22 protein-coding genes and 1 tRNA gene are annotated in these 24,815 nt (G+C 43.8%); 11 read left to right on the top strand and 12 right to left on the bottom strand.

Going from position 1 to position 24,815, the window contains the following annotated elements; genetic code table 11:
- Positions 1 to 147: 147 nt before the first annotated feature.
- From JQC93_RS04080 to rsxA, 7 genes are read right to left on the bottom strand one after another with little or no spacing between them, the layout of a single operon-like run.
- Positions 148 to 402 (bottom strand): RnfH family protein, encoded by a 255-nt coding sequence (locus tag JQC93_RS04080; RefSeq protein ID WP_205157168.1) that lies wholly within the window; start codon positions 400 to 402, stop codon positions 148 to 150.
- Between the two features lie 10 nt (positions 403 to 412).
- On the bottom strand, positions 413 to 1,078 hold the full coding sequence (locus JQC93_RS04075) for an electron transport complex subunit E (RefSeq protein WP_205157167.1): 666 nt from the start codon (positions 1,076 to 1,078) through the stop codon (positions 413 to 415).
- Entirely contained in the window at positions 1,071 to 1,679 is a 609-nt protein-coding gene (gene rsxG, locus JQC93_RS04070) for an electron transport complex subunit RsxG (RefSeq protein ID WP_205157166.1), read from the bottom strand. The genes JQC93_RS04075 and rsxG overlap by 8 nt, the downstream gene beginning before the upstream one ends.
- Before the next feature lie 29 nt (positions 1,680 to 1,708).
- Positions 1,709 to 2,737, bottom strand: coding sequence for an RnfABCDGE type electron transport complex subunit D (locus JQC93_RS04065; protein WP_205157165.1), 1,029 nt, complete (start codon positions 2,735 to 2,737; stop codon positions 1,709 to 1,711).
- Positions 2,730 to 4,223 (bottom strand): electron transport complex subunit RsxC, encoded by a 1,494-nt coding sequence (rsxC, locus tag JQC93_RS04060; protein WP_205157164.1) that lies wholly within the window; start codon positions 4,221 to 4,223, stop codon positions 2,730 to 2,732. Before rsxC ends, JQC93_RS04065 begins: the two co-directional genes overlap by 8 nt.
- Before the next feature lie 11 nt (positions 4,224 to 4,234).
- On the bottom strand, positions 4,235 to 4,774 hold the full coding sequence (locus JQC93_RS04055; RefSeq protein WP_205157163.1) for an RnfABCDGE type electron transport complex subunit B: 540 nt from the start codon (positions 4,772 to 4,774) through the stop codon (positions 4,235 to 4,237).
- Positions 4,775 to 4,785: 11 nt separating this feature from the next.
- On the bottom strand, positions 4,786 to 5,361 hold the full coding sequence (rsxA, locus tag JQC93_RS04050) for an electron transport complex subunit RsxA (RefSeq protein WP_084882825.1): 576 nt from the start codon (positions 5,359 to 5,361) through the stop codon (positions 4,786 to 4,788).
- Between the two features lie 321 nt (positions 5,362 to 5,682).
- Between rsxA and nifL the strand changes: the two genes are divergently transcribed.
- The 4 genes from nifL to JQC93_RS04030 all read left to right on the top strand — a co-directional run bounded on the left by nifL (position 5,683) and on the right by JQC93_RS04030 (position 10,532).
- Positions 5,683 to 7,212 carry a nitrogen fixation negative regulator NifL gene (gene nifL, locus JQC93_RS04045; RefSeq protein ID WP_205157162.1) on the top strand — a complete coding sequence of 510 codons (1,530 nt, stop codon included), beginning with the start codon at positions 5,683 to 5,685 and terminating at the stop codon, positions 7,210 to 7,212.
- Between the two features lie 9 nt (positions 7,213 to 7,221).
- Positions 7,222 to 8,802 carry a nif-specific transcriptional activator NifA gene (nifA, locus tag JQC93_RS04040; protein ID WP_205157161.1) on the top strand — a complete coding sequence of 527 codons (1,581 nt, stop codon included), beginning with the start codon at positions 7,222 to 7,224 and terminating at the stop codon, positions 8,800 to 8,802.
- A 160-nt stretch (positions 8,803 to 8,962) separates the two neighbouring features.
- Positions 8,963 to 10,294 carry a nitrogenase cofactor biosynthesis protein NifB gene (gene nifB / locus JQC93_RS04035; protein WP_205157160.1) on the top strand — a complete coding sequence of 444 codons (1,332 nt, stop codon included), beginning with the start codon at positions 8,963 to 8,965 and terminating at the stop codon, positions 10,292 to 10,294.
- On the top strand, positions 10,275 to 10,532 hold the full coding sequence (locus JQC93_RS04030) for a 4Fe-4S dicluster domain-containing protein (RefSeq protein ID WP_205157159.1): 258 nt from the start codon (positions 10,275 to 10,277) through the stop codon (positions 10,530 to 10,532). The genes nifB and JQC93_RS04030 overlap by 20 nt, the downstream gene beginning before the upstream one ends.
- Positions 10,533 to 10,607: 75 nt before the next feature.
- Here JQC93_RS04030 and JQC93_RS04025 read toward each other — a convergent pair.
- Positions 10,608 to 10,682: transfer RNA gene (locus JQC93_RS04025), tRNA-Gly, on the bottom strand.
- 363 nt (positions 10,683 to 11,045) lie between these two features.
- Between JQC93_RS04025 and JQC93_RS04020 the strand changes: the two genes are divergently transcribed.
- From JQC93_RS04020 to JQC93_RS03995, 6 genes are all read left to right on the top strand, one after another.
- The gene (locus JQC93_RS04020; protein ID WP_205157158.1) at positions 11,046 to 11,405 is read left to right on the top strand and encodes a glutaredoxin family protein; all 360 of its coding nucleotides are present in this window, start codon (positions 11,046 to 11,048) and stop codon (positions 11,403 to 11,405) included.
- Between the two features lie 331 nt (positions 11,406 to 11,736).
- Positions 11,737 to 15,267: a hybrid sensor histidine kinase/response regulator gene (locus tag JQC93_RS04015; RefSeq protein ID WP_205157157.1), complete on the top strand. Its 3,531-nt coding sequence runs from the start codon at positions 11,737 to 11,739 to the stop codon at positions 15,265 to 15,267.
- On the top strand, positions 15,260 to 16,414 hold the full coding sequence (locus JQC93_RS04010; RefSeq protein ID WP_205157156.1) for an EAL domain-containing response regulator: 1,155 nt from the start codon (positions 15,260 to 15,262) through the stop codon (positions 16,412 to 16,414). The genes JQC93_RS04015 and JQC93_RS04010 overlap by 8 nt, the downstream gene beginning before the upstream one ends.
- 9 nt (positions 16,415 to 16,423) lie before the next feature.
- On the top strand, positions 16,424 to 17,020 hold the full coding sequence (locus JQC93_RS04005; RefSeq protein WP_205157155.1) for a response regulator transcription factor: 597 nt from the start codon (positions 16,424 to 16,426) through the stop codon (positions 17,018 to 17,020).
- Between the two features lie 19 nt (positions 17,021 to 17,039).
- Entirely contained in the window at positions 17,040 to 18,449 is a 1,410-nt protein-coding gene (locus tag JQC93_RS04000) for a GGDEF domain-containing protein (RefSeq protein WP_205157154.1), read from the top strand.
- 88 nt (positions 18,450 to 18,537) lie between these two features.
- Positions 18,538 to 19,431 (top strand): LysR family transcriptional regulator, encoded by an 894-nt coding sequence (locus JQC93_RS03995; RefSeq protein ID WP_205157153.1) that lies wholly within the window; start codon positions 18,538 to 18,540, stop codon positions 19,429 to 19,431.
- Here the strand turns inward: JQC93_RS03995 and JQC93_RS03990 are convergent.
- From JQC93_RS03990 to JQC93_RS03975, 4 genes are all read right to left on the bottom strand, one after another.
- Positions 19,391 to 20,029 (bottom strand): response regulator transcription factor, encoded by a 639-nt coding sequence (locus tag JQC93_RS03990; RefSeq protein WP_205157152.1) that lies wholly within the window; start codon positions 20,027 to 20,029, stop codon positions 19,391 to 19,393. The genes JQC93_RS03995 and JQC93_RS03990 overlap by 41 nt on opposite strands.
- 138 nt (positions 20,030 to 20,167) lie before the next feature.
- Positions 20,168 to 21,799, bottom strand: a complete 1,632-nt coding sequence (locus tag JQC93_RS03985; protein WP_205157151.1) for a methyl-accepting chemotaxis protein — start codon at positions 21,797 to 21,799, stop codon at positions 20,168 to 20,170.
- Between the two features lie 175 nt (positions 21,800 to 21,974).
- On the bottom strand, positions 21,975 to 23,108 hold the full coding sequence (gene lldD / locus JQC93_RS03980; protein WP_205157150.1) for an FMN-dependent L-lactate dehydrogenase LldD: 1,134 nt from the start codon (positions 23,106 to 23,108) through the stop codon (positions 21,975 to 21,977).
- A 155-nt stretch (positions 23,109 to 23,263) separates the two neighbouring features.
- Positions 23,264 to 23,677 (bottom strand): hypothetical protein, encoded by a 414-nt coding sequence (locus JQC93_RS03975; RefSeq protein WP_205157149.1) that lies wholly within the window; start codon positions 23,675 to 23,677, stop codon positions 23,264 to 23,266.
- Between the two features lie 179 nt (positions 23,678 to 23,856).
- Here JQC93_RS03975 and JQC93_RS03970 point away from each other — a divergent pair, with 179 nt between their 5' ends.
- The gene (locus JQC93_RS03970; protein ID WP_205157148.1) at positions 23,857 to 24,813 is read left to right on the top strand and encodes an HlyD family secretion protein; all 957 of its coding nucleotides are present in this window, start codon (positions 23,857 to 23,859) and stop codon (positions 24,811 to 24,813) included.
- Positions 24,814 to 24,815: the final 2 nt, after the last annotated feature.

The following is a 24,815-nucleotide window of genomic DNA, read 5'->3' as shown; positions in this document are numbered from 1 at the left end:
ATTCCTTGAACCTGTGACGTCTTTGTCTATTAAACTCGCCCACACAACTAAACGTGCAAATACCAAACCAAAAATAAAGCACTGTATTTAAAGGAATAAATTACAGTGCTTAATCGTTTGTTGGACAATTTGTAATAAACAAGACAATCAATCGTCATCCTCGTCTTCGGGTGTCCAAGTGATAGGACGATAGATCTCTACTCGATCCCCTTCCGTTAACGTGGCCTCAAGTGAAGAGATCTTGCCAAAAATGCCCACTTTTTGGCTTTCAAGATCGATATGTGGATACATACTAAGTATTCCAGCACTGTGAATGGCAGTCATTACCGTCGCATTTTCTTCTATCTCAACAGGAAGCCAAGTTTGTTCTTCAGCTTGGGCATACACAACACTTACTTTCATCGCTTTGCTCCTAGTGAGTGGCTACAGCTTGTAGTTGTCGGTTTTTGATAATCAACTCAAATTTCTGTTTCACACCTAACAGTGCACCTAATACTAAAAAGCCACCAGGCGGTAAAATGATCAATAGCAGTCCTCGATACTCCGGTATCACAGTTATTTCTAAAAATGAACTCCATTCACCAAGTAGCAAACTTGCGTTGGCAAATAGAGAACCGCTGCCTATCACTTCACGAATGCCACCTAGTATGGTTAACACCCAAGTAAAACCAATGCCCATCGCTATGCCATCGACCAACGAAGACATCACATTCGACTTGCTGGCAAACGACTCCACCCGCCCCAGAATGGCGCAGTTGGTCACGATCAGAGGGATAAACAACCCAAGTACTTTGTGTAATGGGTGCAACCAAGCATTAAGTGCAAAATCCGTTAGCGTAACTAGAGTGGCAATTATCACCACATTGACAGGTATTCTCACCGCTTTACTGATCCAGTTTTTACCAAGAGACACCAGCACGTTTGACGCTATCATCACTGCTGTCGTCGCTAAACCAAGCCCCAAGCCGTTTGTCGCACTGCTTGTAACCGCTAAAAGGGGACAGAGCGCAAGAGACTGGTTTAACACAATATTGTTTTTCCAAAGCCCCTCTCTAAAGATGTGTGAGTAGTTATTCATCGACATTCTCCTGCTCGTTTTGTAGGGCTAACAGTGCATGATGCACCCCGTTAACAACACTTCTTGGTGTAATGGTTGCGCCAGAAAATTGGTCAAACTCGCCACCATCTTTTTTGACCTTCCATATCGCTGTATTAGCCAGTGAACGTTCATTAAAGCTTAATATCCAGTCGCTCTTTTCGACCTCAATTTTATCCCCAAGACCCGGAGTCTCAGTGTGACTCAACACCCTGACCCCCTCTATTTGTCCACGACTATCGACGCCGATTAAAAACCGTATTTCACCGCTATACCCTTCTCTACCTCCGCGAATCACATGGTGGGTTATCTCACCTTGATCGCCTTTTACTGGGTATAAGGTAAAATTCTCTCCTGCGTATTCAACCAGCCGCCCCTCGTCAAACACTTTGTTGGTAAACGTCTTCCCATTAAGGATTTGCGAAAGCAGCCTGTTCTGATCTTGCTCCACTTGATACTCGATGATCGGTGCGGTTATCGACTGCACCGAAACGACTAGCGCCGCTGCAACTCCTGCGCAAACAGCTAGAAGCACACTTTGATAAGGAATATTTGCCTTCCACTGCTCTAATGTTGTTTTCATATTGAGTCTCGCTCTAGGTTGGCTGGGTACTATTTCGATGACGTCGAGTTTGATGCGCTTTTTGCGCTACTTTTTTGCAGTTCACCGCTGCCAAACAGCGATGGACGTAGGTAGTGGTCTATGAGCGGTGACGCTGCATTCATGATTAAAATGGCAAACGCAACCCCTTCGGGATAACTACCAAAACTACGAATAAGCCAAACAAGCAGGCCGCAACCCACTCCGTATACGGCTTGACCTTTTAAACTTGTCGGTGAGGTCACCAGATCGGTGGCAATGTAAAACGCCCCTAATAACGCAGCGCCGCTGAAAATATGGGTGCTTGCGGTCAAAAACGTATCAGGTTCAATCCACGAGCTAATAAACGCTGGCACCGCAATCCCTAACAGAAACATCACAGGTATCACCCAATCGATGATGCCTTTTTTTATTAATATTCCGCCGCCAAGCAGTAACAGGAATGCGCTGGTTTCGCCTAAGCTCCCAGCTTGCATGCCTAAAAACAGGTCTTGTATGTAGAGTGATTCTGTTGCCTCGCTAAGTGACGTTGCTGACGTGACACCATCGACGGTTAACCACTCAGTTGGGAGTCGAATTTGATTGCCGCTAAAATCTATTGGGCTTGGGTCCACCCAACGCGTCATTTCGACGGGAAAACAGATGAGCAACATAACTCTTGCAAGCATGGCAGGATTAAATAGATTTTGACCCAATCCACCATACAGCTGTTTGCCTACCACAATCGCAAACACAGCGCCTATAGATACCAACCACAATGGCGCGTTTGGCGGCAAACTCATCGCAAGTAACAACGCCGTAAGTAATGCAGAGCCATCAACACAGGCCTTTGGATCGCGCCCCATTAGTTTGAGGCACCCAAATTCAACAAGCACGGCGACAACGCAGCAACAAAGAACTACCCAAGCACTGTGTAAGCCAAACTGGTAGATTCCAAATACCACTGCCGGCATGAGCGTTGCGATAACGGTGTACATGATCCGTACACTGGAATTTTTACTGTGAGAAAATGGCCCAACGGCCGAATTATAGTTAATCATTTGCGGCCTCCCTGGCGGCTTTACTGGCTTGTCGAGGCGTCCTCTTCTTTCTAGCTGCCGCTTTTTTCGCTTTTGCTTCACGTTTCGCTTGGGCTTCTTTTTCTAATCTGAGTTTACGGGCATCGGTTAGGGCTTTGGCTTGTGCTGAGCGTTTCTCTTTGGCTTTCACAGAGTTGATTGCACCTTTCACATGTTGGAAATAGTGAACTAGAGGTAAACTTGATGGGCAGACATAGCTGCATGCACCGCATGACAGACACGCGGTAACACCTATCTCTTCTGCACGTTGGAGATCAGAGACTCTAGCATACGCAGCCATTTGAAACGGCATTAACCCCATAGGGCACGCACGCACACATTGTCCGCAGCGAATGCACTCTTGCTGTTTTGGCTCTGTCGTTTCGGCCTCCGTGAGGGCTAATATGCCCCCAACGCACTTATCGATCGGTACTTTGGGTGAAGTGATCACCTGACCCATCATTGGACCACCGAAAATAAGCCGTGAAGTCTCGTCACTTACGCCGCCACAATGGGTAAGAATTTCGTGGACCGGTGTCCCAACAGGCACTCGCAAGTTGCCTGCTTTTTCAATCCCTTTCCCAGAGACCGTAATAACACGACTCACTAAAGGACGATTAAATCGCACCGCGTTATACACCGCTTGGGCTGTGGCGATGTTATTGACCAAAATACCTACTGAAGTCGACAGCTTTCCTAGTGGAACAGTGACACCTAAAACCGCTTTAATGAGGTGCCTCTCAGATCCCATAGGGTAAATACTAGGGACATGGGTGATGTCGATATTGTCGTCGTCACTGGCCAATGATTCTAAGGTTTCAAAAGCCTGCTGTTTGTTATCTTCCACTCCGACAATGGCTTTGTTCGCGCCACAGGCTTTTAGCATCAATCGTATGCCTGCAATCACTTCGTTGCCTGCTTCACGCATGGTCATATCGTCGCAGGTTAGATAGGGCTCGCACTCACCACCATTGATCACCAGTGTATGTACGCTCGCTTGACGGGCAAACTTGAGTTTGGAGGCCGTTGGGAATCCCGCTCCACCAAGCCCTACGATACCTGCTTGCTCAATTTTATGAGTAATTTCTTGCGCACTAAGCTGATAGAAATTTCCTGTCGGCACGCTTGAGATCCAGCGCCTATCTTGATTGGCTCGAATAACGATTGTGTCTGACTCTGCTTTAGAAGGGTGTGCACTGAGGTGTTTGCTGATATCAACCACCATACCATTCACCGACGAATGAATCGGCGGCACCATGCCAGATTTACCAATCGCAATAAGCTGTCCTCGCTGTACCCGTTCACCAATCTCGACAGTCGGAGTTAACAGCGCACCATTTCGAAGTTGAAGCGATAGGTACACCATTTTAGGCCAAAAGCGGCGATCAATTTGAGTTTGATTAGAGAGTGATTTATACGATTTTGGGTGTATTCCTCCCCGAAACGGGGCGGTAAGTAAACTGTGCATGTCACACTCCTTTAGCTCGCGAGGTCCGTTTTAGGTCCAGCTTCGGGTTTTGGCCAGTACCAAGTTGTAATATCTGGCTCTAAAGCAATCATCGACAAACAACGCTGTGGACAGGCTTCAGAGCAGAGCTGACATCCTGTACACACATCTTGGATTACTGTGTGTATCTGCTTGCTCGCGCCAACAATGGCATCGAACGGACACGCTTTATAACAGCGGGTACATCCAGAACAGGAAGATTCGTCTATTTTTGCCACCCATTGAATATCTTCTTCACCCGCTTCTAATGACACACCAAGCATATCAGCAATCGCGCCAGAAAGTGCGTTGCCGCCTGGTGGACAAGAGGCAGGATCAAGATCCCCTCGCACCATAGCTTCAGCAGCCTGACGACATCCTGCTTCTCCACATTGTCCGCACTGTCCTCCAGGCATTAACCCTTCGATCTTTTCAACCAACGGGTTACTTTCGACGTGGAATACTTTAGCGGCATAACCGAGGGCTGCTCCCAACAGTGCCCCCAAAAAAACAAATAGCATTACGGCAATCATCTTAGCCTCCTTTACGCCATTCCAGAAAAGCCCATGAATGCCATGGAAAGAAGGCCTGCCGTGATAAATGCTATAGGAGTTCCTTGAACGGCTTCAGGCACGCGACTAAGAGATAATTGCTGGCGAAGACCTGCAAACAAGACAATCACTACAGTAAAACCAATTGCGGAGCCTACGCTAAACATCAACGTGTAAATGAAAGAAAGACCATCTTGAATCGACAATAAAGCGACACCCAATATGGCGCAGTTAGTAGTGATTAGCGGTAAGAACACACCAAGGATTTGATATAAGGCTGGGTCACTTTTTTTGATGTATAGTTCAGTCAATTGGACCACTGCTGCGATCACTAATATAAAACTAATGATCCTTAAAAACTCCAACCCTAGCGGTTGTAAGAAAAAGGTATCGAGAACCCAAGATAGTATCGACGCCATTGTCATGACAAACGTAGTGGCAATACCCATCCCAAGTGCGCTACCGATCTTTCCAGACACCCCCATAAACGGGCATAAGCCTAAAAAGTTTGCCAGTACCACATTATTAACAAACGCGGCACTAAGTAATATCAGTATCCCTTCTGACATGACCTCTCTCCTGATAGTGACTTTTTATCAAGCATTCTGCATAAGCTATGCCACACAAATTGTTGCACCAACGAAGGTCATAACGCCCAATGGCGATAGGTCACGCCGTACTTTTTACTATTTTTCTCATCAGAACTTGCGATGTTACAAAGCGAACAATCACAAAAATTTTGTTGCCAATTGTCGTAAATCAAACAAATTGCAGTTATTAAGTTGCCCACTCAGCCTGGCTTTCCCATTGGAATATTAAATGCATAACTCAAAATATGTACTGAATTTACAGTTATAAGTTTCGCTATATATAAATGGACGGGTATGGATATGGAACAAACATCTCGCGCGGTATGCCCTAGCATAACTCAGCAGCTAGGCTTAGACGCTTTTGAACACATCGTTGATCATGCACCTACCGCCATCAGCATCACTGATGACCACGGGCGTATCATCTTTGCTAATCAAAGTTTTCTAGACATAACTGGCTATAGCGAGCCAGAAATACTTGGGCAAAACAGCTCGATACTTTCGTATAAAATGACCCCAAAAAGTGTTTATCAACATCTTTGGAGTACCATATCTAATGGCTTGGTATGGCGGGGGCAATTGATCAATAAACGAAAAAACGGCGCGCTATATGTCGCTGACGTCTCCATTTCCTCACTCTCAAACGCAGATGGGAAAATATTCTATTACGCTATTCAACAAGATATTACCGACACTCATAAGCTTCAAACAGAGCAAAAGAACCAATCTGCTCTGTTTCATGCCGTACTCAATTCGGCACCGATCGCAATGGCACTTCTTGATGACGAAAATCACCCTTTGTACAGTAACCAACGCTACCAGCAATTAACCTCAACTCTGCTCTCGTCGCCAACAGATATAGTATTGGATCAGCTACAAGGCGATCATCAATGCACTTCAATAAGCCAATATTTAGGGACAAAAGATCAGCGTACTAAAAGTATTTACGTCGCGGAAAATCGCCAAGGAGATGAAAAATGGTTTGATGTTTCACTGGTAAAGATTCCAGTAAACGACACAAAAACCGAATCTTATTTTCAACCACTGGATGAATACTTCACACTTATAGGCGTAATCGATAGAACGAAAGATAGACAGTACATAGAAGAGAAGCGACTCAACACCATCAGCCAACGAGTAAACGACAACAAGTTTGTACACTCTATGCAAGAAGTCATGATGGCCACCTTGCACCAATTACAGGGTCCACTCAACATGGTTGAGTCCGCGGTGACTATTCTAAAACAGACCAATCATTCTTGTCCTGGTCTCACGGCCATGGACGATGCAATGGCTTCAGCTTCAAAAGCCTTATTAGATATCCATCAAGCAATCCCCGAAAGGCCCCCCGAAGTCGCACAACCGATTAACTTAAATGAATCGGTAAGAGACGCCATTTCAATTAGTACTAAATCACTGTTAAACAACTCTATTAATATTTCGCTCGATCTGGCGGCGTCGTTAAACTCTATCAACGGTAAACCTAACCGTCTTCTATTGGCACTAAAACAACTGATCGACAATTCAATTGACGCCATCCAAGTTGCCAACCCAACCGAAAGAGCCTTAGTGGTTTCGACTTCAGAGAATCTTGAAGAGAGCATTATCACAATTGATGACAGCGGCACGGGTATACTCGATGAGCACCGCCTAAAAGTATTCCAGCCCTTCTTTAGTACTAAGTCCAAAGCTCATTCTAGCTGTCGAGGCATCGGCTTAGCGATTGTTCATCAAGTTATGACTGAGCACTCAGCCATGATTGAAATTAATAAAAGTCATTCGCTTGGTGGTTGCTCAATACGTCTAATTTTTCCTAAAAGTTGGCATTAAGGGGGCGCTATGGTTATTGAACATTCTATCGTTGAGCTGGAAAGAAAACTGCTCTCGGCCATGTATCGCATCAGCAGCCAACTTAATATTAGTCTTAACTACGCAGAGTCAGCCCAACAAGCATTAGAAATATTACATGATGAATGTAGCTTGATGTGCGGTTTACTCACCATAAAAGATCCAGACAAGGATACCTTGCTGGTTAAATCGTTACACTCACCAGATTACCAACTCGAAAGTAACGATAAACCAGTAAGTTACCGTTCCGGAGAAGGGATCATCGGTAATATGTTAGAGCAAGGCGACGCGATCGTTGTGCGCAATTTAGGAGATGATTTACGCTTTATCGATAAATTAGCCATATACGATTACGACAAGCCCTTTATCTGTGTTCCACTCAAAAACGCTCAGGCGGAAATAATTGGTGCACTCTCGGCTCAGCCTAAATGTACATCAGATCAAAAGATCGCGCTGCTTAGCCGATTTTTAGAAATGGTGGCCAATCTCATCGCAAAAAATGTTCAGCTGGCTACTCAAGTTGAACATCAAAAAACGCAACTCGTGAACGAAAGAGATGGACTAAAACGAAAGATACGCAACAACTACAGTTTCGATAACCTTGTGGGCCACTCGCAAGTGATGCGCAAAATATTTGAACAGATCCGGTTAGTGTCTAGATGGGACTCGACAGTACTCCTTCGCGGAGAATCAGGTACCGGTAAAGAGGTACTCGCCAACGCCATTCATTACAACTCGCCAAGAGCTAGTTTTCCATTTGTTAAACTAAACTGCGCTGCATTACCCGATAACCTATTAGAGTCCGAGCTGTTTGGTCATGAAAAAGGCGCGTTTACAGGAGCAATTAAGCAGCGTAAAGGACGTTTTGAACTGGCTGATAAGGGGACGATATTTCTCGACGAGATTGGAGAAACGAGCCCGGCTTTTCAAGCAAAACTGCTTAGAGTGTTGCAAGAGCAAGAGTTTGAACGTGTTGGCGGATCGACCACGATATCTGTGGACGTTCGTGTCATAGCAGCCACCAACCGTAACTTAGAATCAGAGGTCGCTGCAGAACAGTTTCGCGAAGACCTTTATTATCGTCTTAACGTCATGCCAATGTATCTACCTGCATTACGAGAACGAATTGAAGATATCCCAGATTTATCAGAGTTTATGTTGACCAAAATAGGCAATAAGCAGCAGCGCAAAATCACCATATCCGGGTCAGCCATTAGGCACCTTATGGGTTATCACTGGCCGGGCAATGTTCGCGAACTAGAAAACACTCTGGAACGTGCGTCCATTATGTGTGAATCAGGGTCAATTACCCCCGAGCACATATCGTTTCCACAACCAATGGCGAATATCGCCGTTAGGCCCGCATCGCAACCACAGACTTTCGAATCTCCGCCTCCCATAACGAGTGGCGCATCACAACCACAAAACGCAAATGATGAAAAACAGACCGTCATTGATGCGTTAGAACAATCTGGCTGGGTAAAAGCCAAAGCGGCACGTCTACTCAATATGACCCCACGTCAGGTCGCCTATCGAATTCAAATTATGGATATTGAGATGAAGAAAATATAACCAACAACGACACAAAGTCGATTGTCGCGTTTACGACAAATGTCACAATTGAGCAAATACATTATTATAAGTCTTTGTTAATAGGTCAATTTATACTGGTACGGGGTTTGCAGATGTCACTAATAACTTAGAGTTTAACAACGCAGTTTTTGAGGTCTCAATGTCACAATCAGATAACACTCGATCGCAGGATGACTCGAACACTAAGAAGGTGTCGTACTTTTTTGCCAAACCCGTCAGAGAAAAAATTGAGCAGCATCCCTGTTATTCTAAAAACGCCTCACAATACGCAAGGATGCACTTGCCCGTCGCACCGGCGTGTAATATTCAATGTAACTATTGCAATCGAAAATATGACTGCTCCAACGAGTCACGACCAGGCGTGGTGTCTAAACTCACCGACCCAACGGGTGCAGCAACACAATATGCTGCGGTTGCAAAACGTAGCGACGCACTAACTGTTGTAGGCATCGCTGGCCCAGGAGATGCGCTCGCTAACCCACAAGCTACCTTTGCAACGCTTCGAAAAGTAAAGCTTCATAACCCGGAGGTACAACTGTGTATATCTACTAATGGCTTGATGTTAGCGGACTATGTAGAAGAGCTTCGTGAACTAGGCGTTGATCATCTTACCATTACGATTAATTGCATCGATCCTACCATTGGAATGCAGATCTACCCTTGGGTGTTTTATGACCATAGACGCCTTCGAGGCTATGAGGCTGCGAGTACGTTAATTCGCCGACAACTAGAGGGTTTATCGTTAGCCGCTAAAGCCGGCATGTTGGTTAAGGTAAACACAGTCCTTATTCCAGGTATTAATGATCACCACATCGAAACAGTTGCACACGAAGTCCAGCGACTCGGCGCAATGCTACACAACATTATGCCGCTTATTTCAGAGCCCGACCACGGCACTTATTTTGGATTAAACGGTATAAAAGGGCCTAACGAGCAGCAATTGGAGCACGCGAGAAAGGTTTCTGGTGCTTTCATGCCTCAAATGACCCACTGTCAACAGTGCCGCGCAGATGCCGTAGGCACGCTAGGTGAAGCGTGTTCTACTAACTCGTCGTCCGACGTAATGCCAGTGTATAGAGTGGCCATTGCCACTAAAAGTGACAACCTATTACCCGTTATTGATACGCATTTTGGGTACGCTGATCAATTTGAATTGTATGATTACGATACGACTACTAAGAGCTTTATCCACTGTGAAACTCGAAAAGTGTCAAAGTATTGTCAAGGTAGTGATGGCTGCGATACAGAAGAACAATTTAAAATACAGTTGCTTGAAGCACTGCACGACGTAAACGAGCTTTTTTGTTCACGAATCGGTATTACTCCTTGGAGACAACTTGAAAAGCAAGGCGTTACGCCTAATGTCGACTATGCATTTTCGACCCACCAAGAAGCATTACAGGCAACGGCCACACGTATAGTTCAATCGCTATCAGATAAGGAGCTTAAACATGTACGCAATTACGGATAAATGTACTGGCTGCCACGCATGTAAACTGGTGTGTCCTAATAAAGCGGTCACGATTGCAGATGAACCATCAGGTAAATTTGTGATACAACCACATCGCTGTAACGGCTGCGTCGAGCAATATGATTCGCCTCAATGTGCAAGTATCTGCCCTATTGAAGAAGCAATTGTTTGCAGTAATGGTGTGCCAGTGAATCCCAAAGGAAGTTTATCTGGGCATGTACCCATACAGACAATGTAAATACTAAGATCTGAAAGTGCGTATATTGCTGCTTGCGCTAGAAGGATTTCTACTTAGGAACTGTTGAAAAGAAATTGGAGCGTACTGCGGGAATCGAACCCGCATCATCAGCTTGGAAGGCTGAGGTAATAGCCATTATACGAAGTACGCTATGCTCTGGAAGCACAACTAATATGCCATAGTTTTCAAAAATTTAAACCCTTATTTTTGATATGTGAGTCTGTTTGACCATAAATCAAACGTTACGACGATTTTTCCGCCATAACCGGCAAATCTTTCACAAGACAATAGCTTACTAACTAGTAGCGATCGGTAATTTAACTTGCTTGCTACCTTCTAAATCTGTCTATATCACGTACTACGCAAAATTCACGGTCCTTGGTGCACAGAATTTTAACTCCTTTTTGATATTGATCGCCAGTAAATAGAATTCTAAGCAGCACATTGACTCAACATACAATGCAAGGCAGTATTGATAACTATTATCACATAAAATCAACATTTAAGGATTGTATGAAGCTTATACGCATTGTGCTTGGAAAAGCGATTCTGCTTGGCGACTTCGTGTTTCGCCCATCTGGTGTCAAACGTTCGGTTCAAGACCAACAAAACGCAGACAACAAAGCACAAGATCTAACACTCTATCAATTTGAAGCCTGCCCTTTTTGTGTCAAAGTCAGACGTGAAATGAAACGACAATCGATCTCTGTCGAATTAAAGGACGCCAGACGAGACTCTAACGCCCGTGAAGAGCTAAAGATTGGTGGAGGTAAAGTAAAGGTTCCATGCCTAAAAATAACTAAAGATGGCACTGACACTTGGATGTACGAATCCAATGACATTGTTCAGTACCTTAAACAAGAGTTTGCTTAATCCATTTACATAGTGTTTTTTACCGTTTGAACACCCTAGCAGCGCCAATTCTGGCGCTCTTTTCTACCTAGATTTTCGCCACATACACTCGCGCAGTTTTAAATCTAGTTTACTTTCCAAGCTGTAAGTAATTATAGTTTTCGTTGTCAGAGAGTTCCGACAAGAAGCAATTAAACACTAATAAAACAGTGAGTTAACTCCAAACCAAGATTCCACCTCGTTTGACATCAATCTATCTGAATTTACAGTAGCACTCTTTTTCCCCAGAGTTATTATTGTGCTGCGTACGTTCAACATAGTTTTAAAATGCTTATCATGCTTGTTGCTCAGTATGGCTGCGTCTAACGCAGCGGCTGATCCACATCAAGACGTTAACTACAAGTTTGCTGTCATTACTGAAGAGACTCTCCGACAAGAGAAAGTTCTAACGACGTTCTACGGCATTAACTCTGACTATTTACACAACATATCTAAAGCTTTGGGGTTCACATTTGAACTCATCGCTTATGACGACATCGAGTCAGTGTTTAGTGCGATTGACAACGGCGATGTAGACGCAGCTTTGGGGTTTAGCGCCACGCCAAAGCGAGAACAACGATTTCTATTCTCCGAGCCTCTATTTGAAGCGACTACTGCGATGTGGTTTAGCGATCCCCATATGGCATTGTTTCCAATGTCTCGAATCAGTTGGGCTTGTGTGGCTAACTCAGTTCACTGCGATCATGTGGCCAAGAGTAACCCCAGGTCTATCGTAACGTACGATAATTTCCAGAGCGCTATGCAAGGGATATTAAAGGGAGAAGCGCATGGGATCATAGGCAATTTCATCTCCATTACAGAGTATCTGGACCGTCACGATATCCACTTTGGAACAATGACCCTCCCCAGCCATATTAAACCCGAAAAATTAAGGTTAATAACGTCTAAACACAATCAACAAATTGTTGATCAGTTTAACCAAGTTCTCAATTGGGAAGCTCAAGGTACCAACGTTCGATCAATCGCTTCTCGAAACCGATACCATGTCGCTGATCGATTGCTCACCAAATTTCGTCATGGTAATGGGTCATCAAACCAAATAACTTATAGTACCAGCAGTAATGCATACCCCTTTTTCTACACAAACAACAAAGGCGACCATGACGGGTTTTTAGTCGATTTTATGTCGATATTAACGTCGCGTTCTGGGCTTGCTTTTGAATATCGTTCACCAGCTCGCTCAAAAGGCGATCTGGCGGGGTTTACCGCTGATTTAGTACCTGTAGCGTATGCCAGCGAGCCAATTGGCGGGGATTGGGCGTTAACCAAGCCCTTTATTACCACCAATTACGTTTCTGTAGATGTTAATTCATTGGTTCCGTCTACAAGTACGGGAAAATATGGCGTTTTAATTAGTGTCGATAAACAAGGCATCGTTCATCTAGATTCGTGGCGAGATAACGCTATGCTTCGCTTTACCGACCTGTCTCAAATGCTATCTGCTCTAAAGCATGGTGAGATCGATGTTGGTTATCTACCCGAAGATATTGCGCACAACTACCTAGCAAATAGTGCATATAGCGACTTTCAATTGGCGACTCACAGCAGCTTACCCATATCAATTGCATTTGCAGTCTCCTCAACAAAACCTGAACTGACATCACTTATAAACGCATTTATCGATACCTTGGATCAAGACGAGGTCATTAAGCTGCATCAAAGTTATCGAAAGTTCACCATCAAGCAAGGACATTCAACTCGTCAAATCGCTATTGTTACCGCGGCGCTCATGGCCTTATTTATCGTCGTCATGGTATTCGTTTATGTGGGGCGCAAGAACCTAAAATTAAAAGTCACTTTGGCCCACGCAGTCATCAACCAAGAAGAAAAAGAAAAACACTGGCTACAAGAAATCATCGGGCAGTTAAATAGCCTTGTTTTTATTCATGATGACAATAACGATATCGTGCTTACAAACTGCTCTCGTATGAAAAGCGGTGCTTGTACTCGTTGTACTCTTCGTGACGTTAACGACAAGACTCAGCTGGTAGACAACTCGGTCGAATTAAAATTGGTCATGAAAGATCAACTCATCGCTCAAGAACATGAAGTGGAGCGTTGTCACCTTAATATTCAACACGTCACACGTGAACGGAAGATTATTCAATCGAGTGTCACATCTAAGCCCTACGTAATTACCGTTATGAACGATTTAACCGCTCAAAAAAGACGAGAAGAAAGCCTTGCGAAAGCACAAGCTGAAGCAATGAGTGCCGTGACTGTAAGAGAACAATTTTTAGCCACAATGAGCCACGAGCTACGAACGCCAATTGCCGGCGTTCATGGGCTTTTAGATTTACTAGGCCACAAACTGTCCGATCCTTCCTTAGTTGAACTCATCGAACAAGCAAAGTCGTCAACATCTTTACTTAATCAGCTCGTCAATGAGGTATTGGACTTTTCTAAAATTGACTCTGGTGATACGACGTTAATCATCACTAAAGTCGATCTCGTCGCAGTATTATGTGAAAGCGTAAGAGCGTTTGAGCAACGTGCAAACAACAAAGGGCTACCCATCCAGTTCGCGTTCTTGCCCACATTGCATCGCTTTGCGATGACTGACTCGACTCGACTTGTCCAGATTGTAAGTAACCTTTTGTCCAACGCAATAAAATTTACTCACAACGGTAGCGTTCAGGTCGACATCAAACTGACCCACACAGAGTTAGATCTCAAGGTGACAGACACTGGGATTGGGATGACAAAAGAACAACTATCTAATGTACTAAAGCCTTTCGTTCAAGCCGATAGCACTATCAGCCGAGAATATGGTGGGACAGGTTTAGGGTTAACCATCGTCGACAAAATAGTCACATCGATGGATGGGCAAATAATGATTGAGAGCATTCCCGATGTTGGTACGACAGTACGAGTAACTTTACCTCTTACCTTAGAGCTACAACCTATGCCGAAATGGAACGATTCTGTGGTATTTGACAGCATCGCGCACAGCAATAAGGCATGGTGTGATATATGGAATGTGCCATTATTGCCATCGACATCTCTAGCAGAAAAAGACATTCAAAATGAAAAGCGACTGGATTTGTCAGGTTTAGAAAGCAAATACCCTGACCTTCTTTTCAAAAAGCTCTCTGAGGGTCAAAAAGAATCGGCATCTACGACACTCGCACAGCATAGGCCTTTAAATGGTCATGTACTTGTTGCTGAAGATAACCCGCTCAATCAAGCGCTGTTGAAAATGCAATTGAGTCAGCTTGGACTTAACTACACCGTCACGAACAATGGCCTTGAAGCGATAAAACAACTTAAGAGTAATTCTCGCTTTGACATAGTTATTACTGATTTTCATATGCCAAAGATGGACGGTATTGCCCTAGCGAACTTCCTTCAAGATAGCACTCAATCAACTTCGCTCCCTATAATTGCAATTACAGCAGACGATCCTCATGTTGCTGCTAAAAAGGCAACACAGAGCGGTATTCATAAAGTGATCACCAAGCCTTACTCTTTGGACGATCTTCGACACGCTCTTCAACCTTTGCTTAAGCCGACGAGTGCTATCCCTTTTTGGCTCGATCAATTTGCTTCTGAAGAACGAATTGAGATAGCCCAACTGTTTGTAGATACCGTAACCAAAGACATTGAACTAATTGAATCCTCTTTTGATCATCAAATCACTCATCAAGCGCTGCACAGTTTAAAAGGCGGTCTCGCTGCGCTATCCATTACTAACTATGGACAGCTGTTTAAAAAGTTAGACTCCTCTAATTCTACAGAGCGCAAAGACCACATTGCTGAATTGATACAGTCACTTCGTTACGAAATTGCCCACACAACCACTTGGATAAGCCATCATGAATGAGCACGCAAGTATTGTCATTGTTGATGACAATCTTCTACAACTGACCCTGTTAGAGCGAACATTAAAACGAAAGGGAGCTAGCACCGTTCACGGTTTTGTCAGCGGCTATGACGCTCTATCTTGGATGGCGCAACACCATGCAGACATTTTATTTTGCGATTTAAAAATGCCCGAAATAGATGGAATCGACATGCTAATTGCCCTAGATAAACAAGGTTTTACTGGCAATGTTGTAATCCTTAGTGCCATGGAGCAATCCGTTACCGCGACTGTGAGAGCAATGTGTGACAACTTTGGGTTCAACGTAATTGGTCAGTTGACAAAACCTTACGAGCAACAGCAGCTTGATTCGTTTCTTGCATTACCAACACAGATACTCCAAACACCACAAAAAGCCGACAATGTTATAGTCAGTGAGGCAGACCTGTTGATCGCTCTTGCAGAAGGACAGATACAAAATTTCTACCAACCTCTCGTTGATTTTGACAGCAACATAATCGTAGGTGTGGAAGCATTAGCCCGCTGGCACCATCCGCAATTTGGTGTTTTGTCTCCCGCAGTATTTATGCCAATAATTGAGCGCTGCAACCTATCCCTAGAGTTATTTGACACTGTGTTTGGCAACGCGATTACTGACATACAAGAAGGTCAATTGGCCTACCAAGTATCCTTGAATGTTGAACACTCCAATTTGCAGTTCGCTCGTTTTAGCGACGAGTTTCTAGCTCGTTGTTTAGAGCACGACATCGCTCCATCAAAATTTACTATTGAAATCACAGAAGGCGACAGCTACCACGACAGCGTTGAACTGTTTAGGAACTTATCTAAGCTGCGTTTGAATGGTGTTGGGGTGTCAATTGATGACTTTGGGACTGGCTTTTCATCCTTACAGAAGCTCTCTGCATTGCCATTCAATGAAATAAAAATTGATCGCTCTTTTGTACAGGGCTTGATCAATGAGCCGAAGAAAAACCAAATTGTTTATTTTATCTGTGCTCTCGCCAAAAGCTTAGATATTAATGTCGTAGCGGAAGGCGTCGAAGACAAAGCCACGTGGAACACACTCAAAAACTATGGCGTAAATGTATGCCAAGGGTTCTACCGTTACCGTCCCATGCCCATCCAAGATCTAGCACTCATCCCTTAGGTAAATACAATGACCCAAATTAACTGTCTGATCATCGATGATCATCCATTGGTGTGCGTTGCGATAAAAGCGTTGATCACCGAACTCCCCTCTGTCGCATCAGTATTCACCACAACCAAAGCCGTTGAAGCCCAGTCTTTGATAGATAAACACGGAATTAACCTCATAGTGCTCGACGTCAATTTGGGTGATCACGACGGATTTGATTTCATGCGCCGTCTCAGTTCAAAAGGCTACAGAGGAAAGGTACTTTTTTTCTCTGCTGAAGGCAGTCCTATGTTTAGCGAACTCGCGTTCAAGTTGGGAGCTGATGGTTATGTGTGCAAAGCGGAAAGCCACAACATTCTTAAAGACGCCGTAGCCAGTATCGCCAACGGCTATACCTTCTTCAAATTTAAAAGTAAGCGACACCAAACCCAAGATGACACCATGCTGTCTCAACGTGAAGCGGTGGTCATGAACCACTTGTTGCAGGGTCGTTCCAACCGAGAAATCGCATCAATATTGAGCATCAGTGAGAAAACAGTAAGTACCTATAAAAAAAGAATTTTAGACAAGTATTCGGTCTCCAATTTGGTCGAACTTTCCCGCGCAACAGCGCTTTGATGTAACTGAAAGGATTACCATGGCATCAAAATTATCTAAGTCTTCAAGTTTTAACTTTGCATTAATTCTATCTTCCATCGGCTATTTTTTGTTTTTGGCCACAACAGGAAGCTATTTTGTAAGCAGCAACTTAAAAGAGTTTGAAGTCATTACTAAAGAGATGGACAACCACAAGCAAAAAATCATCATGATGGGCTTACTTGCCGAATCTGAGCTTGCTGGGCTTTCGGATAAAGATCCGCAACAAGTTAACGAATCTATTGTGCCCTCTTACCAGGACCACATTTACACTTTAGAAAACACACAATTAACGATTGAAGAAGCGGTAGCACGTAAGGTAATGCATCGCTCTATTCGTCACCTTTCAAGGTTTATTAATAACCCAAGTATTTTATTGATGTATCGATCCTTTAGTGGTGAAAAATACATTCTACAAAGACCTATTGACGGATTTCATTTAGAGAAGTCACTGTTCTCAGAAGAACGCTGTGTAATCACTCACGTCTGTGCAAAGTACGCGTACACCGACCAATTGGCAGACAGAATTATCGTTTCTGGCGTGTATACAGACGCTATTACAAGCAGGCCTGTCATTTCCATCTCCGCACCTGTCGTTTCAAGTAAAACGCCTCTTGCTGCCATCAACAATAAAGACATTGTTGGAGAGTACATCGTTGACCAATATCTAGACGATGATTGGCTAAAAGATAAAACCATAGAAGTTGAGTACGAAGGGCGAAAGAAGTACATACACATCCGTTATGGACACTATTGGCTCAGCGACATCGCATTCACGTCCAACTATGTTGCCGACAACATGACTACATTTGTTTATAGCTACCCTGTGAGCAAACTATTGAGCGAGCATTTGGTGTTTTTTGCGATCATGTTTTGTACGACGTTTTTACTTCATCTTAAAGTCCGCGAATCCAATGTGCGCAAATCACAACTTGATGTCGCCATTACAAGTGCCACAGTTGATGAATTGACAGGTTTATATAATCGCAAAATTTTTACCGCTCAAGAGTTTGACATTGCCCTCTCTGAATCAGGAAGCGCTATAATTGCTATTGATGGAAATAGAATTAAGTCGATCAACGACCAATATGGCCATCACGCGGGTGATGAAGCGATTAAACATATCGCAAGCAGCATGAAAAGTGTGTTTAGAAAGTCTGATTTCCTTGTTCGAAGCGGCGGTGATGAGTTCATTGCAATATTGCCAAGATGCAGTCGCAGCAGAGCAACACAGTTAGCCGACAAACTTCAATCAAAAGTCCAAAGTGATTCTGTCACCAGTCATAGATTTACTGTCGGGATTGCGTGTGGTGTTACGTACAAAGAATTACATGAGCCACTCGATCATGCGCTTCTAAGAGCGGACGAAAGACTTTATGAACACAAAAGCCAATTAACTCAAGCGCAATAAATCAACAAGTTGCAATATTTACAACCCACATTATTATTGGTGTGGGAGTATGCTATATATATACATTACCCTTATGTGCAGAGGCAGTATGAAAAGCGAGATCGACCTTAACCTGCTAAAAATATTGCCGCTTCTTTACCAACATAAGAAGCTAAAGGCTGTCGCAAAATTATTGGACAAGAGTGAAGCATCCGTTAGTAAGTATTTGGCGAGACTGCGCGAGCAATTTGACGATCCGTTGTTTTTTCTTGATCCCCACACTGGCTATGAGCCGACACCTCTATTGTTAGAAATTTTGCCGCAGCTAGAAAGTGGGTTAGATCACCTCAATAAAACGTTAACGAGACGCCCTTTCGTTCCAGAGCACTACAGTAAACCTATTGTACTTGCGCTACCTCAGTTTTCGCAGTACTACGCTGGGCATCGGGTGATTAAAATCGTTAGAGAGCACTTTCCCCACAGTCCATTAACTATCGTTTCGTGGGATGAAGACACACCACAAAAAATACTGCAAGGTCAAATAGACCTGGGGTTTCATTTTTTCAACGAAGGATACCCTAAAGCCTTATATCAAAAGCCGCTTGGAAAGATTAAGTTCGCCATAGTGATACCAGAACGGCTTTGTCATCTCCCAATGGAAGATGTATATGGATTGCCTTTTATCCTACCTCAAGCAACGGGTTGGTCTGCTGAGTTACCATTTAAAGAAATAATTAACGCGAGTTTAGATGGGCAGTTCGATATCGTCGCACAAGTGGATAATATAACTAGCGTGTTAAATACCGTGAATGAAATCGGCGGTGCAACGATTATGACCTCAATAGATCGAGCTATCCCTGGCTTCTATAGTATTGACTTAGATATCCCTATTGAACAGATTCCACCGAGTTGCGCTATGTATTGCAATCGCAATCGGTACAGCGCGTTTCATCAGCACTTAACTAATATCCTACTGCCTCTGTTCCCTTTTCAAACTCAGTAAGCTGTTGATGCGCAGAAGCACTATTTAGTAAATGAACGAGCGAAGGCGCTTTATACTTTTTGAGCAGTCTTGCTTTATAAGTGCTGATGGTTTTTTCACTTAAACATAATATTTCGGATATTTGTTTGTTGGAATACCCTTGAGATAAGTAATTGAGCACGGAAAGCTCTCGTTTAGACAATGTCACTGTCGCAAGGTCTGTTGTGACAGAAGACTTAAAAAATGTGTAGCCTAACTTAACCGATTTAATCGCTTTAACGATTATGTTTGGCGCTTCCGTTTTGCTTACGTATCCTTGAGCGCCAACACTTTGTGCCAAACTTGAGTAGGTTTGATAGCTTTTAGACGAAACAAACAACACATTGCCTCTAAACCCTGCTTTACGAGCACGCTTAACCAGTTCAATGCCGCTGCCATTCTTCAGTTCAACGTCTGCAATTAATACGTCGATATCGCCTTTTCGTAACCATTTATACGCGTCACTCACGTCGTCACAACTCACCACTTGCTGCGGTTTAAATTGAGACTCGATAATCTGCTTTATTGCATCACTAAATAGCGGTTGGTTATCGATGAGTAAATACACTTTATTTGCCATGGTGCCTCGCTGAACATTAGCTAATTTCGACACCCTGTCTAATTTACACTTACTGCCATGTAAGAAAATGTTACTGGGCAGTATAATACAAGACCACTTTCAATTTTAGAAAAGCGGCCTTGAAGTAATTGAAAGTAGTTAAGCTAACTCTTTGACTTGAAGCTCAAAAAACCGAACTTGGTCGCTTAAAGTGACCGACATTCTAGCCAATTCATTAGCTGCTTGATTACTATCTTGCATTTGTAAAACCGTCGTTTCAACGCGATCACGCATCGAGGTAATACTTTGGTTGATGAGTTCTGCGGTAGTACTTTGCTGTTCGGTCGCTGTGGCAATAAGAGTGTTCAATTCATTCGTCGTTTCTACACAAGTTACGATGGTTGAAAACGCCTTGCTGGCACTTTCAGATTGGTCCACAGTTTGTTGTAGCATGTCCTGGCTTTCGTCGATGGACTCCACGACCTGAACCGTGTTTTGTTGAAGTGTTACTATTTTGGTTTCTATTTGCTCCACCGCTTTTTGTGTTTGCTGAGCTAATTGACGAACTTCATCGGCTACCACTGCAAAACCACGTCCTTGAGTACCTGCTCGAGCCGCTTCTATAGCCGCGTTTAGCGCCAGAAGATTGGTTTGTTCAGCAATTTTTTGGATGACATCCATGATCTCTGCGACTTCTTGAGTCCCACTCTTTAGGGTCGTAATTTCTTTGCTCAAGACCCCCATTTTACTTGCCAAACCAGACACCTTTTGCATGGTTTGACTCATAACTCGATCTCCTTCATCCGCGACCTGAGTCGTCGTTGCAGCTTCTGTCGAGGCAAGGCTTGCGCTCGTCGCTACTTCATTTATTGCCGCAGTCATTTGATTAACCGCTGTCGCCACCTGATCGGTATCGAGTTGCTGATCACGCGCGCTTTGCAGAACCTCACCATTTACCGTAGATAGCTCTTCAGATGCGGAAGCCAAAGTATCACTACATGTAACCACTTCTTCGATTGTCGTATACAGTGTTCTTTCCATTTCGCTCAGCATTCTCAGCATCTGCGCTATTTCGTCTCGCCCAGTTGCGTCTATGACTGCATTCGTTAAGCTACCCGATGCAAGTCGCTCTGCCATCAACCTCGCTTGCTCGATAGGTTTAGTAATGCTTGACCCAATGATATGACACAATCCATATAAACTTGGAATCGCGAGCATAAGCGCGATCAGTACAACAGCATTAGTCCAATCAATGGTTGCAGAAAAATCATCTTCCACAGCAATTTGGTGTTCCACAGATTGCTTTTTTAAGCCATCAAGTATGTTCGCTACAGAAAAACCCAGCTCTTTAAGCTCATCCCAATACCCACTGTCTTTTGAAATAGGTGAACCTGATTGGTGGTAATTTTTTACCTTTGATAGCACTTCCATATACTGCTCTAAAAGTTGGTCGACGGTAAAATATCGCTGTTTACGCTCGACATTAACTCCATGCTTTGAATATTGTTGCGCTTGCATTCTAGCTTGATCTAAAAGCACGCTGGCAGTATCCAAAAATTGCATATCGAAGCTATTTCTGTAGGTTAGCGCGTTAATACGCGCACTTAGTACATCGCCTTCGATGGCAGCAGCAGTTGCTGCGCTTTGGCTATAGTATTGAAAAGATGTGAATTCGTCGCTGAGTCGCGTACCTGAGTATAGACTCACTCCAGCGACGACTAATAAAGAAAATAACCCCGAAGCCATAATGGCAAATAGTTTATGATTTACTTTTTTAAACTTGTTAAGCATCTCGTTGTCCATGCACGTGCGTAAAAAACGAGAGCTTATAGAGCATGTTGTTGAACAACAAATCGCTCTGTTTGGTATCAACCTTTTAAACTATTGAAATTGTTATATTAAAAGCAATTTGTCAGAGATTACCTACGTCACTTTCAAGGGCTAAGAGTCGGAATATACTGGGTATTTATTGTACCAGAGAGTCAATCCCGATTGACTCAATGTCGGTAACACCATTAAGCGTCATCGCAACTTCGATTTCGCGTTTGTAAAGCCCAAGAAGTTGTTCAACACCAACGCCTCCTTTGGCGGCTAGCGCGTAAATGTATGAACGACCAAGTAACGTACAGTCTGCGCCTAACGCCAACATTTTCACCACGTCCAAGCCACTCCGAATGCCAGAATCAACAAAAATCTTAGTCTGCCCTTTAACCGCATCTGCAATGGTCGGAAGTGCCTTTGCACTCGACATCACACCATCCAGTTGACGTCCTCCGTGATTGGACACCACTATGCCATCGGCACCAAACTTAACGGCGTCTTTTGCATCTTGCTCGTCTAAAATGCCTTTAATGACCATAGGCCCTTCCCAAAATTCACGGATCCATTCCAAGTCTTTCCATGAAATCGACGCATCAAAATTAGCGCCTATCCAACCGATATAATCTTCAAGTTCTGTTGGTGAGCCCCGATACTTGGATATATTGCCTAAATCGTGCGGTTTTCCCTTAATGCCGACATCAATCGCCCATTTAGGTTTGCACATTGCTTGAAATACCCGTCGCGCTGCGGCGTATTGGCCACTCATTCCGGAGTGATTGTCTCGATATCGAGCGCCAGGCGTTGGCATATCTACAGTAAAAACTAACGTTGTGACTCCCGCAGCCTTGGCTCTCTCTAAGGCGTGTTTCATAAATCCACGATCTTTTAGTACGTACAACTGGAACCACATTGGCCGATCAATCGCAGGCGCGACCTCCTCAATGGGACACACCGACACTGTCGACATCGTAAACGGAATCCCCATTTTTTCAGCGGCTTGGGCGGCTTGCACCTCTCCTCGACGAGCGTACATTCCCGTTAAGCCAACTGGTGCAAGTGCAATAGGCATTGATAGGTTTTCGCCAAAGAGTTCGATGGACGTACTGAGATTAGTCGCGTCTTTAAGTACTCGCTGCTTAAGCTGCAACATCTGTAAATCGAGGGTATTGTTCGCTAAAGTGACTTCTTGATTGGCGCCACCATCTATGTAGTGAAACAAAAAAGGTGGTAATGTTTTTTGGGCGGCTTTTCTAAAATCCAGTGGTGACGATATGATCATTATGACTCTTTTTTATTAGTTTGGTCTTTAGAGAAAAGACCAAACATCCCAAAAAGTCAGGAATCAATAGGTGACGATGTGATCGCGGTTAAAGGTATCCAATCTGAGTGTGACAACTGTCTATATTTTTATGAATCTCACGTAGTTACATCAATTTATTGCAACAACATACTCAACACAGTGAGTGCCATAAGAGTTAAGTAAAATATCGCCACAGTCGGTCTTAGCGACTGCTTGAAGTTATCTTTAATTAACCCTGAAAGTGATGGGCGTCGTTTCGAAAATTGACTGTGTAATTGTAAGGGAGAAGACATAACGTCAGATCCACCTTCAACCATTTGCTCAACAGCTAGCAGCCTGAACTCAATTCTTGATTGGAACGTTTTTAGCATTGCTTCTTGCAACCACAATAATCCGACAAGACCAATAGTTATGACCCAGTGGCCATGCATCAGATACGTGATAACAAATAGCACTGTCGCACTGAGTTTAATCCATTGAGAAAGCTTATCGTAATCGTGATATTGGTTATGCAGAGTTTGCCATTCAACGAGTAGAAGATTTTTCATTAGTTACCATCTATTAGAAGTCAGATGATTCATAGTACGTTTGCCGATTTTCATAACAATATCTCATAGTGAGACAACGAGCATAAAAACAATTTCAACTGAAAATCAGCGGACTAACACACTAATTAGCAGTTGAATTCTATATAGTAAACCAATACTTGTGTTTATCAGGGTACTGTATGAAATTCCAGAAAACGAACTGGGTCGCTATCGGTTTTATCTCAGTGATATTAAGCGGATGTTTTGGTGATAAACCCACGCAAGCACTGGGCACAATAGAGCGTGACCGCGTAACCTTTATAGCTACTGCTAACGAGATTATTCGTGAGCAACCCGTTAAGGAAGGAAGCAGTGTTGTAAAAGGCCAAGTCCTCGTTCAACTCGATACTCGCAGTCAAGAAGCGGTCGTGGCACACTCCTTTGCTCTAGTTGCAAAGGCGCAAGCTCAGCTACTAAAACTGACCAATGGTGAGCGGCCTGAAGATATAGCCGCGGCGCAAGCGCGAGTATCACGCTCAGAAGCTCGACTAACGCAAGCGGAAAAAAACTATACTCGCCAATCTGAGTTGGTGGCTAAAAAAGTCGTCAGTCAATCAGAAAAAGATAGCGCTATAGCCGCTCGTGACACCGCAATTGCCGAGTTGGACTCTGCCAAAGAAGAGTTTAGTAAGCTTACTGCAGGCGCTCGTCCTGAAGAAATAGCCCAAGCGCAAGCGGAATTGGAAGCAGCTCAAGCCGAGTTACGGCTTCAGCAACAAAAGTTAGATGAGTTAACTATCATTGCGACCCGTGATGGGATTCTCGATACCCTGCCCTATAACCTTGGCGAACGAGTACCAATAAACTCTATAGTGGCAGTTATTCAAGGCAATCGGATCCCTTACGCAAGGGTCTATGTTCCCGCGTCCCATAGGGTAAGTTTTGTCGTCGATAAGGAAGTGACTGTCCGTATCGATGGCGTTGAATCGCCTTTTACTGGAACAATACGTTGGGTTGCTACTGAACCATCATTCACCCCCTATTACGCGCTAACCGAAGATGAGCGTTCGCGACTCGTTTACCTTGCGGAAGTCGATTTAGACGAATCTGCTGCAGTATTGCCTTCCGGTATTCCAGCGCAAGTTGATTTGGAGTAGCG

The sequence above is a fragment of the Vibrio ulleungensis genome (genome assembly GCF_016900875.1).
Taxonomy (GTDB): domain Bacteria; phylum Pseudomonadota; class Gammaproteobacteria; order Enterobacterales; family Vibrionaceae; genus Vibrio; species Vibrio ulleungensis.
Note: the sequence above shows the minus strand (reverse complement) of the source record. Positions and strands in the feature narration are given on the sequence as shown.